Genomic DNA, 14,561 nt, shown 5'->3' with positions numbered 1-14,561 from the left:
CTATTCCTCGCCCAGGCCATAGGCGCTGGCACTGTCGATGCGCTGATGAAAACGCAGTTTGTTGATATATTCACGCGGGTTTTTCGGCGTGACCAGCGCATCCTTGGGCGTGTTGAGCCAATCGTAAAGTCGGGTCAGCAAAAAGCGCAGGGACGCGCCGCGCGCAAGGATCGGAAGGGCGGTCAGTTCGTCATCGGACAAGGCGCGGACCTTGCCATAGCTTGACAGAAGGTTGCGCGCCTTGGTGACGTTGAAGCTGTTGTCGGGCTCGAAACACCAGGCATTCATGCAGATCGCAATGTCATAGGCCAGAAGGTCATTGCACGCGAAATAGAAATCAATCAGGCCGGAAACGTCATCCTTGCCCGGGAAGAAAAACACATTGTCCGGGAAAAGGTCGGCATGAATGACGCCTGCGGGCAATTGATGGGGCCAGTTGGCTTCAAGAAAGGCCAGTTCATCCTCGATCAGCTTTTCAAGGCCGGGCTGAACGCCGTCGGCATCGGCACGGCAGCTTTCGAACAGGGGGCGCCAGCCCTTCACACTTAGCGCGTTGCCAAGATACATTTCGAAATCCTGACCGGCGTTATGCAATTGCGCCAGTGCGGTGCCCAGACCGGAACAGTGATGGGGCATGATCCGGCGCGGCGACATGCCGTTCAGGAAGGATGTAATGGCGGCCGGACGTCCGCAAAGACGACGCAACGCAACCCCGTCCTTGCCGTGGATCGGCGTCGGGCAGTTCAGCCCCTTGGCCGACAGATGATCCATCAGGCCCAGATAAAAGGGCAGGTCATCGGGGTTTACGCGCTTTTCATACAGGGTCAGGATGAAGGATGCCTGATCGGTCTGAAGCAGGAAGTTGGTGTTTTCGACACCCTCGGCGATTCCCTTGAAGGAAATCACATTGCCGATATCGTATTCGGCGACAAAACGGGCGATATCTTCGTCAGAAACGTCGGTATAGACGGCCATGGGATATCCGGATTTCCTGCATCGGGGCGGGGTTAGCTGGCAAGCTGACGGGGCAGCTTGAAGGTGACGTTTTCGTTGGTCAGTGTCAGGGTTTCGACCGTCACGTTATAACGTTCCCGGCAGGCATCGATGACTTCCTCGACCAGAATTTCCGGGGCGGATGCACCGGCGGTAATGCCAAGGGTCGAAATACCGTCAAGCTTGGACCAGTCGATATCCTTGGCGCGTTCGACCAGAACCGAACGGTCACATCCCTCGCGTTTCGCGACTTCGACCAGCCGGTTCGAGTTCGACGAATTGGGCGCCCCCAGCACCAGAATGGCGTCGGCATCGGTCGCGATCAGCTTGACCGCGTGCTGGCGGTTGGTGGTCGCGTAGCAGATATCTTCTTTCTTCGGGACTTCGATTGTCGGGAAACGGCGTTGCAGGATCGAAATAATCCTGGCCGTATCGTCCAGCGACAGGGTGGTCTGGGTCACAAACGCAAGGTTTTCGGGGTTTTCGACCTGAAGGTTTTCGGCATCTTCTTCGGTTTCGATCAGGGTCATGCTGCCCGGTGGCAACTGGCCCATGGTGCCGATGACTTCGGGATGACCGGCATGGCCGATCAGAAGGATATGTTTGCCATCCGCATGGTGGCGTTCAGCCCCGCGATGGACCTTGGAGACCAGCGGGCAGGTCGCATCAAGATATTCAAGCTGGCGGCTTTCGGCGGCTTCGGGTACCGATTTGGGCACGCCGTGGGCGGAAAAGATTACTGGCACACCATCCGGGACGCCATCAAGTTCGTCGACAAAAACCGCGCCCATATCGCGCAGGCGGTCGACCACGAATTTGTTATGGACGATTTCGTGGCGGACATAGACCGGCGCGCCATACTTCACCAGCGCCTTTTCGACGATCTCGATCGCACGATCCACCCCCGCACAGAAACCGCGCGGGTTGGCAAGGATGATCCGAAGGTCGGCTTTGTCAGACATGATACGGGTCCGAATGTTCATGATGCGCGGCAATGAGGCGCGCGATTATTCAAAGGTCTTCGTTACATAACCCGCCAGCACCGGACGTGCAATGACAGACACCGTGGAAAGATGCGTGTTCAGGTATGTTCTGGGATGGAATTGTGTCGCGGGCAGCGATTTGAAACGGAAGCGGGTTGTGTCGCCATATCGGAGCGAATAGACTGCGCGCGGCTGTGCCCGGATGGGGGATGACAGCGAATTTGACCAGTTCCATAGAGGCTTGGATGACGATTTCGAACGGACTGCGGCGTGTTTGTGCATTGGGTTTGGTGTCGTTTGCCGGTTTCCTGGCAGCGTGTGGCACGTTCGAAGAACAGCCGATCCCGGCATGTCCGCGTGCCTTCTTACCCAATGATACCGCCAAATTGGTGCAGTTCAATGGCCAGGGCAAAGACCTGACCGATGTGATTCTTGAGGCCGAATTTGACGGATATCAGGGCGATTGCGGCTATGACCTTGATGACAAGGTTTTAAACGTTGTCATCAGCCCGGTCATCAGTGCCGAACTGGGCCCGGCAGCGCAGGGACGCAACGCAAAACTTCAGTATTTTGTGGCACTTAAGGACCCGTCAGGCGCGTTTATCCAGAAGAATCTGTTCGATGTTGATATGGCATTCCCGAGCAATTTGAACATGGGGCGATATCGTGACGAGCAGGTGAATTTGAATGTGCCGCTTGAGGATATCTGGGCCGGTCCGGACTATGAAATCTATCTTGGTTTCCAGCTGAGTGCCGATCAGCTCGATTACAATCGACGCTTCGGAAAAAATTAATAATCCGGCCTATTATTCACTTTTAGTGAGTAATCAAATCCCGCCCGCATCGCGTGGCGGGATTTTCGTTTTTGGTCAAAAGTTCGTTTTCGGTAATCCTCATACAAAATAATTATCGTTTGCCTGAGGGCGAAATCAGGGTTGCTAATCCTCATACCAATGGATGGGGTCGAAAGGTTCTGATTTTTGGGGCTGGTCTGGTCGGATTCAAATCCGTATAAGGGGGCATACCCAAATGATCCCCGTGGGAGAGTGCCACGGTCTTGATCGATGTGCGTGATTGCATCGATAGGGATTGCGCGGACGCCGAAGGAGCAACCACCCCGGAAACTCTCAGGCAAACGGACCGCGGGGAGATGGGACTCTGGAAAGCAGGCGGCATTGAAAATCGATGTGCGCCTCGCCGAAGATGTAAGCAGACCGGTATCCAAACCGGCTGTGATTCTTTCAGGCTCCAAGACAGAGGGGGACGTGGTTGGCCACTGGTCGGCTATGTTTCGCAACGACTGTCTGGAGACCTTGATGGCCGATCATCAAACCGAACTGCTGAAAACCGCCCTTCATGATTTGCATGTCGAACTGGGTGCCAAGATGGTGCCGTTTGCCGGATACGACATGCCGGTACAATATCCGCTGGGGGTGAAGGGCGAACATCTGCATACCCGTGCGAAGGCGGGCCTGTTTGACGTTTCGCATATGGGGCAGGTTCGCCTGACCGGCGAACATCGCGTCGCCGAGCTTGAAAAGCTCGTACCCGGTGATATCGCGATCCTGAAACCCGGCCGCACCCGTTATTCCGCGCTGACCAATGACGATGGCACGATCTTGGACGATCTGATGATCACCAATGCGGGCGACAGCCTGTTTCTGGTGATCAATGCGGCGTGCAAGGATGATGACATTGTCCATATGCGGGCCAATCTGGATAATGGTGTGAACCTGATCGAGATTGACGACCGCGCGCTTCTGGCGTTGCAGGGCCCGGATGCCGCCCGCGTGCTGGCGCGGTTTGCACCGTCGGTTGCCGATATGAAATTCATGAGCTTTGCCGAGATCGATATTGCCGGTATCGCGTGCTTTGTCACCCGGTCGGGTTACACCGGCGAGGACGGGTACGAGATTTCCGTGCCGAACGACCGCGCCGAAGAGCTGGCGCGCAAGTTGTTGGCCGAGGACGAGGTCGAGGCGATTGGCCTTGGCGCGCGCGATTCGCTGCGTCTTGAGGCCGGTCTTTGCCTGTATGGCAACGATATCGATACCACGACCACCCCGGTCGAAGGGGACCTTAACTGGATCATCAACAAGCGTCGTCGCGAAGAAGGCGGGTTCAAGGGGGCGGATGTCATCCTTGATCAGCTGGCCAACGGGGCGGATCGCAAGCGCGTCGGGATCAAACCCGAAGGCAAGGCCCCGGCGCGCGAACATACCCCGATCCTGAACAGTGACGGCGAAGAAATTGGCGAAATCACCAGCGGTGGTTTCGGCCCGACCGTGGATGGCCCGATTGCGATGGGATATGTCGCAATTGAATTTGCCGCCCCGGGTACCAAAGTCGATTTGATGGTGCGCGGCAAAGCGCGTCCGGCGGAAATCGTCGAACTGCCGTTTGCGCCGCACCGTTACTATCGCGGCTAATGACAAAAAACTGAAGAAACCGGTTTTGGGCTGGCAATAAGCCGCCCGTAAGAGACAATCGAGACAACTGATCTTACAGGGACGAATTACCATGACTAAAAAATTCTCGCAGGAACATGAATGGGTTGAATATGAAGACGGTGTCGCGACCGTCGGCATCACCGATTACGCCCAGCAGGCGCTTGGCGATATCGTGTATGTCGAACTGCCGGAAGTCGGCAAAAAGCTGACCAAGGATGGTGACGCGGCAGTTGTCGAATCGGTCAAGGCCGCCAGCGACGTTTATGCGCCGCTGGATGGTGTGGTTGTCGAAGCCAACGAAGAGCTTGATGACAATCCGGCACTGGTCAACGAAGCACCGGAAAGCGATGGCTGGTTCTTCCGCATGGAACTTTCCGATGAGTCCCAGCTTGACGAGCTGATGGACGAAGCTGCGTATAAAGACTTTGTCGAAGGCCTTTAAGATATGCGTTATCTTCCGCTAACCAGTGCGGATCGCGCCTCGATGCTTGAAACCATCGGGGCAAAGTCCGTTGATGAATTATATAGCGACGTGCCCGAAGGCGCGTTGCTGTCCGAGCCGGTCGATCTGCCCCATCATCTGGGTGAATTGCAGGTCGAACGCGACATGGCGAAACTGGCCGCCAAAAACATGGGAACGGCCAGCGTGCCGAGCTTCCTGGGTGCGGGGGCGTATCGCCACCATGTTCCGGCCACGGTCGATTACATCATCCAGCGCGGTGAGTTCCTGACGGCCTATACCCCGTATCAGCCGGAAATCGCACAGGGTACGTTGCAGTATCTGTTCGAATTCCAGACCCAGGTGGCATCGATCACCGGCATGGATGTGGCGAACGCATCAATGTGGGACGGGGCAACGTCGTGCGCGGAGGCCGTTTTGATGGCGTGCCGCGCAACACGGCGCAAGAAGGCGGTTCTGTCGGGTGGTTTGCATCCGCATTACCGTGAAGTCACGGAAACCTATTGCCAGTATAGCGATACCGAAGTTGCCGGTCGCGACGGGCACCCGGAAAAGCAGGCAACTGCCGACGAGCTTGACGATCTGATTGATGATCAGACCGCCTGTGTGGTGGTCCAGTACCCGGACGTTTTCGGACGCATTCAGGATCACACGAAGCTTGCGGACGCGTGCCATGCCAAGGGGGCGCTTCTGATCGTGGTCTTTACCGAGGCCATGGCGTTTGGCGCGATCAAGTCGCCGGGCAGCTTTGGCGCGGATATCGTCTGCGGCGAAGGCCAGTCGATTGGCAACAACCTGAACTATGGCGGGCCGTATGTCGGACTTTTTGCGACGACCAGCAAACTGGTACGCCAGATGCCCGGTCGCCTGTGCGGTGAAACGGTCGATCAGGACGGCAAGCGCGGTTTTGTTCTAACACTTTCGACGCGCGAGCAGCATATCCGCCGCGAAAAGGCGACGTCGAACATCTGTACCAATTCCGGTCTGTGTTCGTTGGCCTTTACGGTGCATATGAGCCTTCTGGGTGAAGACGGCTATCGTGGTGTGGCGACCCTTAATCATGAAACCGCGTGCAAGACCGCAGATGCGATTGATGCGGTGCCGGGGGCGGAAGTGGTCAATGACAGCTTCTTTAACGAGTTCACCGTCAAGCTTGCCAAACCGGCAGCCGAGGTGGTCGAGGCACTGGTTGGCAAGGGTGTCCTTGGCGGGGTTCCGTTGTCGCGCCTGTATCCGAACCGCGACGATCTGGACCATTACATGCTGGTGGCGGCGACCGAAACCAACACCGACGAAGACATCGCGGACCTTGCGTCTGCATTGAAGGAGGTGCTGGCATGAGCTTTACCACCCATACCGGTAACCGCGGCCTCGTTCTTGAGGAAAAGCTGATTTTCGAACAGGGCGAACCGGGTCGTACCGGTGTTGACCTTCCGAAACCGGCGGGCATCAAATCACGCCTTGGCGGCCTTGATCGCGATAGCGATGTCGGTTTGCCGGGCCTGTCCGAGCCGCAGGTGGTGCGTCATTTCACGCGCCTGTCGCAGAAAAACTTTGGCATCGATTCCGGCTTCTTCCCGCTGGGATCGTGCACGATGAAACACAACCCGCGCCTGAACGAAAAGGTCGCGCGTATGCCCGGTCTTGCCGATTTGCATCCGATGCAGCCCGAAAGCACGGTTCAGGGGGCGCTTGAACTGATTGACAGTTGCGCACACTGGTTGCTGGTTCTGACCGGGATGCCGGCGGTTTCCATGTCGCCCGCAGCGGGCGCGCAGGGCGAGCTTTGCGGCATGATGGCGATCCGTGCGGCCCTTGATGCGCGCGGTGAAAACCGTCGTCGTGTTCTGGTGCCGGAATCGGCCCACGGGACCAACCCGGCAACCGCAGCCGCATGCGGTTTCACGGTTGATTCGATCCCGGCCACCGAAGATGGCCGTGTTGATCTGGCGGCATTCGAAGCCAAGCTTGGCGACGATGTGGCGGGTATCATGCTGACCAACCCGAATACCTGCGGGTTGTTTGAACGCGACGTTCGCAAGATTGCCGATCTGGTCCATGCGGCCGGTGGGTATTTTTACTGCGACGGGGCGAACTTCAACGCGATTGTCGGACGGGTGCGCCCGGCGGACCTTGGCATTGATGCGATGCATATCAACCTGCATAAAACCTTTTCGACCCCGCATGGCGGCGGTGGACCGGGTTCGGGTCCGGTTGTGTTTTCCGACGCACTGGCCCCGTTCGCACCGATCCCCTATGTCGTGCGCAAGGGCGAGAAATTCCATCTGGTGGAAACCGCAGAAGAACAGGATGGCAAAAAGCCGTTCGGTCGTCTGAAAGGCTTCCACGGCCAGATGGGCATGTTCATTCGTGCGCTGGCTTATATGAAAAGTCACGGGGCGGATGGATTGCGTCAGGCATCGGGCGATGCGGTGCTGAATGCCAACTATCTGCTGGCGCGTCTGAAAGACAAGCTGAGCGTGGCATTCCCCGGCTATTGCATGCATGAAGCGCTGTTTGACGATGATTTCCTGAAAGATACCGGTGTTTCGACGCTGGATCTTGCCAAGGCGATCATTGACGAGGGCTTCCACCCGATGACCATGTATTTCCCGCTGGTGGTTCATGGTGCGCTTTTGATCGAGCCGACGGAAACGGAAACCAAGGAATCGATTGACCAGTTCTGCGATGCGGTTCTGGCATTGGTGGCCAAGGCAGAATCGGGCGATGCGGAATTCTTTAAAAATGCGCCGTATCTGACGCCGCGCCGTCGTCTTGACGAAACGGCGGCTGCAAGGAAGCCGGTTCTGCGCTGGATGCCTGAATCTGCTTGATTTGCAACGCAACATAGCCTTCGAAAACACCCCGGTCGGTTGGCCGGGGTGTTCTTTTTCAAGGGGTTGTTCTTGAAACCCATTGGACTTGTAGCAATCTGGCCCCTTATACTGATTGTAATGTGATCATCTGACCACGGGGGTGGGTGATCGGGGGAATAGGGATCGGGCGAAAACCCGTTGCCGGAGGATTGAAGTCAACCATGACACGTCGCGTGCAGAAGGTTTTTACCGCAGAACGCCGTTTGAAAGAACGTTCGGGTGGTGTGGTCGAAGATTGGTCGGATTCCTTTTTCGATCCGACGCTTGAAAGCGGTATCGGTGGGGGGGAAGCCTTGTCCGCGCCCAAGTCTGCGGCGGCGGATGCATCGGGGATCAATCAGGCCGTTCTTGACGAAATCCGTGCGCTGCGATCCGAAGTGGCGCAGCTTCGCGATGCGGTTGGTTCCGGCGGTGGTGGGGATGCAAGCCACCCGGACATGCCGGCATCGAATGGTGAGAAGGCGGCCGATACCCTGCCCGAACCGGTCAGGAGCAATTTCACCCATAGCAATCGTCCGGGGGCATCCGAGCCTGATCGTGACGACCTCGAACTGATCCGCAAGCAGATCGAGGAAATGAACGAACATATTCACAAGGCGAAGATGCAGATTGCGTCGCTGCGCCATCCCAAGGCCGAGGATGACCGCCTTGTCAATGCGACCACCGAACTTGATGCGATCATCAAGGATACGGAAATGGCAACGCATACGATCCTTGAATCCGCCGAACAGATCGACGATCTGGCGATGACGCTTAAGAATTCGGCACCGAATGATTTTGTTGCCGACCATGTCGAACAGATTGCGTTTCTGGTCACCAAGATTTTCGAGTCCTGTAACTTCCAGGATATTACCGGGCAGCGGATCAACAAGGTGGTCAGAACCCTTGAGTTCGTTGAGGAGCGGGTTCACAATATGATCCTGATCTGGGGCGAGGATGCCTTTAGCGATCTTCCGGTTCCCGATGATAATGACGGGATGCCAAAGAATGAAGATGATGACCTTTTGAACGGTCCGCAGCTTGAGGGTGAGGGGATCAGTCAGGATGACATTGACAAATTGTTTGACTGACTATTCCAAAACGGCAAAAACATCTTATATTCAAGATGGAAGCCCACAAAACAATCTTGCGAAAGAACAAGATTTTGCGAATTCGGTGAACTGTTTTTGATCAACCAAAAGTTTACAGTTATCGGGTATCGTGAAAATCATAAAAAAACAGAAGCTGCGTTGGGATGCGTGTAACAGGCAGTTGCGCGCATTTTGGCACGCTTGGAGGATGAAATGGGATTCTGGTCGCTTGGCGGTATGCGCCAGCCAAAGGCACAAGATATCAAATGGCGGAAAAGCCCGCGTGGCGAATATTACCGCCTGTTCATGATTGATGATTTCAGCGAACTGAAACTCGACAATGTTGGCGGTGTTTATCTGTTGTGGCATGGCGGCTTGAAGCCATCCTGGCTGGTTGCCGGTGCAACCGAAGATCTGGGCCATAGTTTCCGTGAACTTTTCCGCGATCGCGATATTCGCGAGTATGACAATCGCGGCGGTGTCTTTATGAGCTGGTCCCCGATCAAGGCGGATTTCCGCGAAGGCGTGGTGCATTTCATCGCCAAACACACCAATCCGACTTTTGAATGCGATTTTGACAGCAAATCGGACCCGATTGCGGTTCTTTTGCCGCGTTAAGCGTCTACGGATAAAGGAAAAGCTCCGCATTGCTGCGGAGCTTTTCTGTTTTCAGGCCGTGGGGTTCGGGAGAACCGATCAGAGTTTGCCCAGAACGGTTTCGGCACTTGAAACGTCGAATGCGCCCGGTGCCTCGACCGCGAGGTCGGTGACCTTGCCATCATCGACAATCATGGCAAAACGGTTGGCGCGTTTGCCAAGGCCGCGACCGGTCAGGTCCAGTTCAAGGCCGGTTTTGCTGACAAAGGCGAGATCGCCATCGGACAGCATGGTGATGTTGTCACCGGCGTTTTCCGCCTTGGCCCATGCGCGCAGCACAAATGCGTCGTTCGATGCCAGGCAGACGATTTCATCAACGCCCTTTGCCTTGATGGCATCGGCATTGGCAACGAAGCCCGGCAGATGCTTGGCCGAACAGGTCGGGGTGAAGGCACCGGGCACGGCAAAGACGACAACCTTGCGACCGGCGAAAAATTCCTTGGTGTTGACGGCTTCGGGGCCGTCGGCCGTTGCACGGAAAAGGGTGACTTCGGGAAGGGTGCTGCCGATTTCGATGGTCATGGGGTTTTCTCCGTCATGCGGGGGGCTTTATTGCCGCCCTTGTTCTGGTGATTGGATCGGGCCATCAAACAGCAAAACGGATTGATCTTCAATCATATCCGGTGATGTTGCGATGGTTTCAAATCTTTGTCATCCATCCCTGCATTCCGGCCGAGACATGCAAAGACATGGACCGGATCAGTTTTTGACAAGATCAGCCCCGCCGGTTGCCCCGGCCAATGCATCCAGAACTTCTTTCTTGCCGAGAAGTTCCGAAAGCAGGATGCCTTTTTCCGCCTTGGGGCCAAATACCGCGTTGAACGGAATGCCATAACGGCCATATCCGGCGAGATATTGCGAGATTAGCGGGTCCGGGCGGGTCCAGTCGCCCTGCATCAGGACGATGTTGTCCGCCGACAGGGCATCGGTGATTTCGGCGGTTTCAAGGACCAGCTTTTTGTTGACCTGACAGCTCACACACCAATCGGCGGTAATATCGACCAGTACGGTTTTGCCATCGGCAACGTGGCGCGCGATGTCATCCGGCGCGAATGGCTGCCACGGGAGTTTGCCGGTGGCGGTTTCGGTGGCCGCCGTGTCGCGCACCGGGGCCTTGGAAAAGCCCGGTGCAAACAGGGCGGCCAGCACGCCAAGGGTGGCGAGTGCGGTAAAGGCGAATTTGCGTTTCTGTAGCGTTGTGCGGTGACGGGCAAACAGAAGGATACCGGCAATCACAAGGGCCACACCAACCGCAATCGCCCCGCCCATGCCGATCTGCACGGCCAGAACCGACAGCAGCCAGATGGCGGTGCCAGCAAGGGCCACGCCCAGAACCCCTTTGACAAAGCCCATCCAGCGGCCCGGTTTGGGCAGAAGGCGGGCGATTTCGGGCCGGGCGGCAATCGCGAGATAAGGAATGGCAAGCCCGATGCCAAGCAGGGTGAATATCCAGACGATGTCAAAGTTGCTGCCGGCCAGGGCGAAACCGACCGCCGTGCCAAGGAACGGGGCCGAGCAGGGGGTGGCAAGCAGGGTGGCGAACATGCCGGTCAGGAAATGACCGCCAAGGTGGCTTCCGGATTGTTCGCGCGTGGTGATGGCATCATTGGCGGCATTGCCGAGTTCGGCCGGACCATTGATTTCAAACAGGCCCCACATATTGAAGGCAAACAGGGCCACGATGATGGTCATCACGGTCAGGAACAGGGGTTGCTGGAACTGGATACCCCAGCCAATCGTGCCACCCGCAAGCTTGATCGCGATCAGAACGAGCGCGATCAGCCAGAAGGAGGTGATGATGCCCGCCGCACTGGCAAGGAAGCCGCGGCGCGTTGCACTACGCTCGGAGCCTTGCGCCTTCATCGCCGACATGACCTTGATCGACAGGACCGGCAGGACGCAGGGCATGAAATTGAGGATAAACCCGCCCAGAAGGGCCAGCGCGCCGATCAGCCAGAGGCTGGTGATGGCGGTGTTGCCGGTGGGGGGCGTGGTGGTGCTGGCACCGGTGTTGCTGCTGCCGGACGGGGCAGCGGCGATCTGGCGGTCCTGTTCGATGGCAAGGGGGCCAGCAATGACGGTGACGATCATGTCATCGCCAATCGTGGTCTGACCGTCCTTGAGGCCATAGATCGGGAGCCGGAATTGCTGTGTGCCGGTTGCGTCATCGGTTTCGGTTGGAACCGGCACGCCAAAGCCGAGGCGAACATTGCCTTCGATCAGGATTTCAACCGGGTCGGTCGTGGTTTGATCAAGGCCGGTGACGGTGACATTGAGAACGGTTTCGTCATTTTCGACCGACTGCCAGATATCGGTGACCGACATCGGCAGGTTGTTCCCGCGAAGCGGCACACGGGATGCGAATTTTTCGATGTCGTGGGCAAAGCGGCTGATGCCTGCCGTATCGCCGTTTGTGTCCCCCGAAAGGCTGGCGGGGATATCGAGGGTGAAGTTTGCCTGTGCGGGGATGCAGACGTCGCTACAGACCAGATAATCGACATCAAGACTGATGTTTGCGCCTTGTGCCGGGTCGGTGATCGGCACATCAATCGGCAGGATGACGTGATCCTTGTAGCCGAAGGTTTCGAGGCCAAAGATCGAGAACCGATGCGGGGCGGGCCAGCGGATTTCACCGTTGCCGATATTGGCTGATCCGGTCCAGTCGAGTTGCGGCGGGAAACCGGCATCCCCGGCGCTGCGCCAATAGATTTTCCAGTCGGGCTGCAAGTCGAATTCAAGACCAAGGCGGATTTCATCGCGGCCAGCGATGGCGTCGCGCGCGCTGATCAGGCGAACCGATGCGAAATCCTCGTCGACCCAGTTGCTGGCGGCCGTCTGCGCGCTCGCACCGAGCGGGGCGAGGGCGGTGATAAACAGGCCAAGGGTGACAAGCAAAGACCGGATCACGGTTGTTTCCTTCTGGTTTTCGAAGCAGGCACGACGGTATCCCGTTTGGTGGATATGGCACAAAACCGGGCTTTGTGCCACCGGCTTGCCACGAATATGATGGCTAAATCCTGTTGATGTTCACTGCAAGGCACGACTGCGTTACCCGTTTGTGTGCCGGGGCGTCTCATCGCAGGATACCATCATTTTTATGGCGATATTCCTGTCGATTGCATGTTGGGCTACCTACATGTAAAGCAGTGGCGCGTTTCGTCGTTGATCAATGTCATTTTGTGCGAAGTTAAGGCAAAGGTGGCTTTCGGTGGTAATACGCGACGGATCGCGTTAGGCTTGCGTGAACAGCACAGGAAAAGTTCGGGAATGGGAATTAGAGATCACACTGGCGAATATCTTGAAGGGAAGCTGCTTGTGGCGATGCCGGGCATGCGTGACCCCCGCTTTTCGCAAAGCGTGGTCTATATCTGTGCCCATAACGAAGATGGGGCGATGGGGCTGGTGATCAACCGGCTGATCGACAGCATCACGTTTCCGGAATTGCTTGAACAGCTTGGCATTGCACGCCCGGCCCCGACGATTGCCGATATTCAGGTACATTTCGGCGGCCCGGTCGAGAGCGGTCGCGGGTTTGTTTTGCACAGTACCGATTTTGAGAACGAGGCGACCCTGCATGTCGATCCCGGTGTTTCGGTGACGGCAACGGTCGATATCCTTGAACAGATTGCACTGGGCGAAGGCCCGAAACGCAGCATTCTGGCCCTTGGTTATGCCGGATGGCGCAGCGGGCAGCTTGAAAGTGAAATTCTTGCCAATGGCTGGCTGCATGTCGATGCGGATGCGGACCTTCTGTTTGACACCGATTGCGAAGACAAATGGGAACGGGCCTTTGGCAAGCTGGGCTTTGCCCCCGAACTTCTTTCGGGCGAGGCCGGTCACGCCTGATTTTTCCGTCATGATCCGGTCATGAAAAAGCCTGCCGTTTCCGGCAGGCTTTGGTATTTTGGTGACAGTTTCAGACCGGCCAGGGCCTTAAATGCAAAGGGCGTCAATCGAACAGGGCGTCGATTTCTTCCTGCGAGAAGATCTGATCGATTTCGTCCTGGCTGACGCGCTCGACATTCTGCGGTGCGCGGGTGACGGTTTTGTCCAGATTGTCCTGGCCTTTGGGGTCGGCGGGCAGATCGAACTCGCCGAAGTCATCCTCGCCCCAGATTTCGATCACGCGGGTCACGCGTTCCTCGATATATTTCATGGTGTTGACGACTTTGGTGATGCGCTGCCCGGTCAGGTCCTGGAAGTTGCAGGATTCGAACACCTTGACCACCAGATCGACGATGTCGTCGGCCAACCCTTGCGTGTAGTCATCGGGCGCGGCAGAGCGGATATTGTGGGCGACGGCATCGATTTTCTCGACGGTTTCAAGGATGTTGGCGGTGGCATCCTCGGTCGCGGCGACGACGGAATCCAGCTCGCCCTTGACGATGTTAAGCCGTGTGCCGCTGCTGTCGTCCGGCGCGGTATAGAGGGCGGCGATTTCGCGCTTGGTTTCCTGAATGGAATTGGCCAGCGCGCGAATTTCGGTTTTGAGCAGTCGAAGCTCCTTGCGGGCATCTTCCTGATCATCATCCTTGGGTTGCGCGTTAAGCTTTTTCTGTTCTTCCATCATGATGCGGATGTCGGACAGAAGTTCTGCCTTCAGATCCTCGATCGCATTATGGAGTGAGGACATATCCGCACCACCGGTGGCACCGCCATCAGCGGCCGGTGCCGGTAACGGCATGGAGACGATATCACTCATACTTTCCAGCTTGTTGAGCAGCCGGAGCTCTGCGGTGAAAAGCTTTTTGCTTCCTTGGCGGGACATGAGCGAACCTCGATCTGAAACGTCACGGTAATCCTGCCCGGATGATAATCAACAATCATCCAAAGGACAGAAAAATAATACTTCCGAATGGAACAAACCTAGCCAATCGATCAATCGGCTGGATCCGTTCACCTGATATTGGGGGAAACTCCCGCAATTAAAGGCATCTGCGCATTTTTATGTAGGTTTCGTGTCCCGAAAACGGAAGGCCGGTGCGCGTTTGATCCGGCAGGTCCTTTGAGACAACAATCACAGAGATCGCATGGATTATCAACCTTTGTGCGGTGCATCCGAAAATCCCTGT

13 protein-coding genes and 2 riboswitches are annotated in these 14,561 nt (G+C 56.6%); of the genes, 8 read left to right on the top strand and 5 right to left on the bottom strand.

Going from position 1 to position 14,561, the window contains the following annotated elements; translation table 11 throughout:
• Together LG297_RS17710 and ispH are read right to left on the bottom strand one after the other, a co-directional pair.
• Nucleotides 1-975, bottom strand: a complete 975-nt coding sequence (locus LG297_RS17710; protein WP_404422602.1) for a homoserine kinase — start codon at nt 973-975, stop codon at nt 1-3.
• A gap of 32 nt (nt 976-1,007) precedes the next feature.
• Nucleotides 1,008-1,955: a 4-hydroxy-3-methylbut-2-enyl diphosphate reductase gene (ispH, locus tag LG297_RS17705; protein ID WP_404422600.1), complete on the bottom strand. Its 948-nt coding sequence runs from the start codon at nt 1,953-1,955 to the stop codon at nt 1,008-1,010.
• Nucleotides 1,956-2,185: 230 nt separating this feature from the next.
• Between ispH and LG297_RS17700 the strand changes: the two genes are divergently transcribed.
• The 7 genes from LG297_RS17700 to LG297_RS17670 all read left to right on the top strand — a co-directional run bounded on the left by LG297_RS17700 (nt 2,186) and on the right by LG297_RS17670 (nt 9,450).
• On the top strand, nt 2,186-2,770 hold the full coding sequence (locus LG297_RS17700) for a hypothetical protein (protein WP_404422598.1): 585 nt from the start codon (nt 2,186-2,188) through the stop codon (nt 2,768-2,770).
• Nucleotides 2,771-3,005: 235 nt separating this feature from the next.
• Nucleotides 3,006-3,129, top strand: a riboswitch (glycine riboswitch).
• Nucleotides 3,130-3,132: 3 nt separating this feature from the next.
• Nucleotides 3,133-3,235: riboswitch (glycine riboswitch) on the top strand.
• A 57-nt stretch (nt 3,236-3,292) separates the two neighbouring features.
• Nucleotides 3,293-4,405 (top strand): glycine cleavage system aminomethyltransferase GcvT, encoded by a 1,113-nt coding sequence (gene gcvT / locus LG297_RS17695; protein ID WP_404422596.1) that lies wholly within the window; start codon nt 3,293-3,295, stop codon nt 4,403-4,405.
• Nucleotides 4,406-4,496: 91 nt separating this feature from the next.
• A complete protein-coding gene (gene gcvH / locus LG297_RS17690) occupies nt 4,497-4,868 on the top strand; it encodes a glycine cleavage system protein GcvH (protein ID WP_404422594.1) in 372 nt (123 codons plus the stop codon).
• Nucleotides 4,869-4,871: 3 nt separating this feature from the next.
• Nucleotides 4,872-6,227 carry an aminomethyl-transferring glycine dehydrogenase subunit GcvPA gene (gene gcvPA, locus LG297_RS17685; RefSeq protein ID WP_404422592.1) on the top strand — a complete coding sequence of 452 codons (1,356 nt, stop codon included), beginning with the start codon at nt 4,872-4,874 and terminating at the stop codon, nt 6,225-6,227.
• A complete protein-coding gene (gene gcvPB / locus LG297_RS17680) occupies nt 6,224-7,720 on the top strand; it encodes an aminomethyl-transferring glycine dehydrogenase subunit GcvPB (protein ID WP_404422590.1) in 1,497 nt (498 codons plus the stop codon). The genes gcvPA and gcvPB overlap by 4 nt, the downstream gene beginning before the upstream one ends.
• A gap of 203 nt (nt 7,721-7,923) precedes the next feature.
• The gene (locus tag LG297_RS17675; protein ID WP_404422588.1) at nt 7,924-8,832 is read left to right on the top strand and encodes a protein phosphatase CheZ; all 909 of its coding nucleotides are present in this window, start codon (nt 7,924-7,926) and stop codon (nt 8,830-8,832) included.
• A gap of 213 nt (nt 8,833-9,045) precedes the next feature.
• On the top strand, nt 9,046-9,450 hold the full coding sequence (locus tag LG297_RS17670; RefSeq protein WP_404422586.1) for a hypothetical protein: 405 nt from the start codon (nt 9,046-9,048) through the stop codon (nt 9,448-9,450).
• Between the two features lie 78 nt (nt 9,451-9,528).
• Here LG297_RS17670 and LG297_RS17665 read toward each other — a convergent pair whose 3' ends face one another.
• Nucleotides 9,529-10,011 carry a peroxiredoxin gene (locus LG297_RS17665; protein WP_404422584.1) on the bottom strand — a complete coding sequence of 161 codons (483 nt, stop codon included), beginning with the start codon at nt 10,009-10,011 and terminating at the stop codon, nt 9,529-9,531.
• A 177-nt stretch (nt 10,012-10,188) separates the two neighbouring features.
• Nucleotides 10,189-12,396, bottom strand: a complete 2,208-nt coding sequence (locus LG297_RS17660; RefSeq protein ID WP_404422582.1) for a protein-disulfide reductase DsbD family protein — start codon at nt 12,394-12,396, stop codon at nt 10,189-10,191.
• Between the two features lie 360 nt (nt 12,397-12,756).
• On the opposite strand from LG297_RS17660, the gene LG297_RS17655 reads away from it, so the two are divergent.
• Entirely contained in the window at nt 12,757-13,335 is a 579-nt protein-coding gene (locus tag LG297_RS17655) for a YqgE/AlgH family protein (RefSeq protein ID WP_404422580.1), read from the top strand.
• A gap of 103 nt (nt 13,336-13,438) precedes the next feature.
• On the opposite strand, the gene LG297_RS17650 is transcribed toward LG297_RS17655, so the two are convergent.
• Nucleotides 13,439-14,257, bottom strand: coding sequence for a hypothetical protein (locus LG297_RS17650; RefSeq protein WP_404422578.1), 819 nt, complete (start codon nt 14,255-14,257; stop codon nt 13,439-13,441).
• Nucleotides 14,258-14,561 lie beyond the last annotated feature (304 nt).

The sequence above is a fragment of the Thalassospira australica genome, assembly GCF_044790785.1.
Taxonomy (GTDB): Bacteria; Pseudomonadota; Alphaproteobacteria; order Rhodospirillales; family Thalassospiraceae; genus Thalassospira; species Thalassospira australica_A.
Note: the sequence above shows the minus strand (reverse complement) of the source record. Positions and strands in the feature narration are given on the sequence as shown.

Excerpts from the sequence above, each read along its gene's own strand:
- LG297_RS17710 (WP_404422602.1), bottom strand. The coding sequence starts at position 975 with ATGGCCGTCTATACCGACGTTTCTGACGAAGATATCGCCCGTTTTGTC.
- ispH (WP_404422600.1), bottom strand. The coding sequence starts at position 1,955 with ATGTCTGACAAAGCCGACCTTCGGATCATCCTTGCCAACCCGCGCGGT.
- LG297_RS17700 (WP_404422598.1), top strand. The coding sequence starts at position 2,186 with ATGACAGCGAATTTGACCAGTTCCATAGAGGCTTGGATGACGATTTCG.
- gcvT (WP_404422596.1), top strand. The coding sequence starts at position 3,293 with ATGGCCGATCATCAAACCGAACTGCTGAAAACCGCCCTTCATGATTTG.
- gcvH (WP_404422594.1), top strand. The coding sequence starts at position 4,497 with ATGACTAAAAAATTCTCGCAGGAACATGAATGGGTTGAATATGAAGAC.
- gcvPA (WP_404422592.1), top strand. The coding sequence starts at position 4,872 with ATGCGTTATCTTCCGCTAACCAGTGCGGATCGCGCCTCGATGCTTGAA.
- gcvPB (WP_404422590.1), top strand. The coding sequence starts at position 6,224 with ATGAGCTTTACCACCCATACCGGTAACCGCGGCCTCGTTCTTGAGGAA.
- LG297_RS17675 (WP_404422588.1), top strand. The coding sequence starts at position 7,924 with ATGACACGTCGCGTGCAGAAGGTTTTTACCGCAGAACGCCGTTTGAAA.
- LG297_RS17670 (WP_404422586.1), top strand. The coding sequence starts at position 9,046 with ATGGGATTCTGGTCGCTTGGCGGTATGCGCCAGCCAAAGGCACAAGAT.
- LG297_RS17665 (WP_404422584.1), bottom strand. The coding sequence starts at position 10,011 with ATGACCATCGAAATCGGCAGCACCCTTCCCGAAGTCACCCTTTTCCGT.
- LG297_RS17655 (WP_404422580.1), top strand. The coding sequence starts at position 12,757 with ATGGGAATTAGAGATCACACTGGCGAATATCTTGAAGGGAAGCTGCTT.
- LG297_RS17650 (WP_404422578.1), bottom strand. The coding sequence starts at position 14,257 with ATGTCCCGCCAAGGAAGCAAAAAGCTTTTCACCGCAGAGCTCCGGCTG.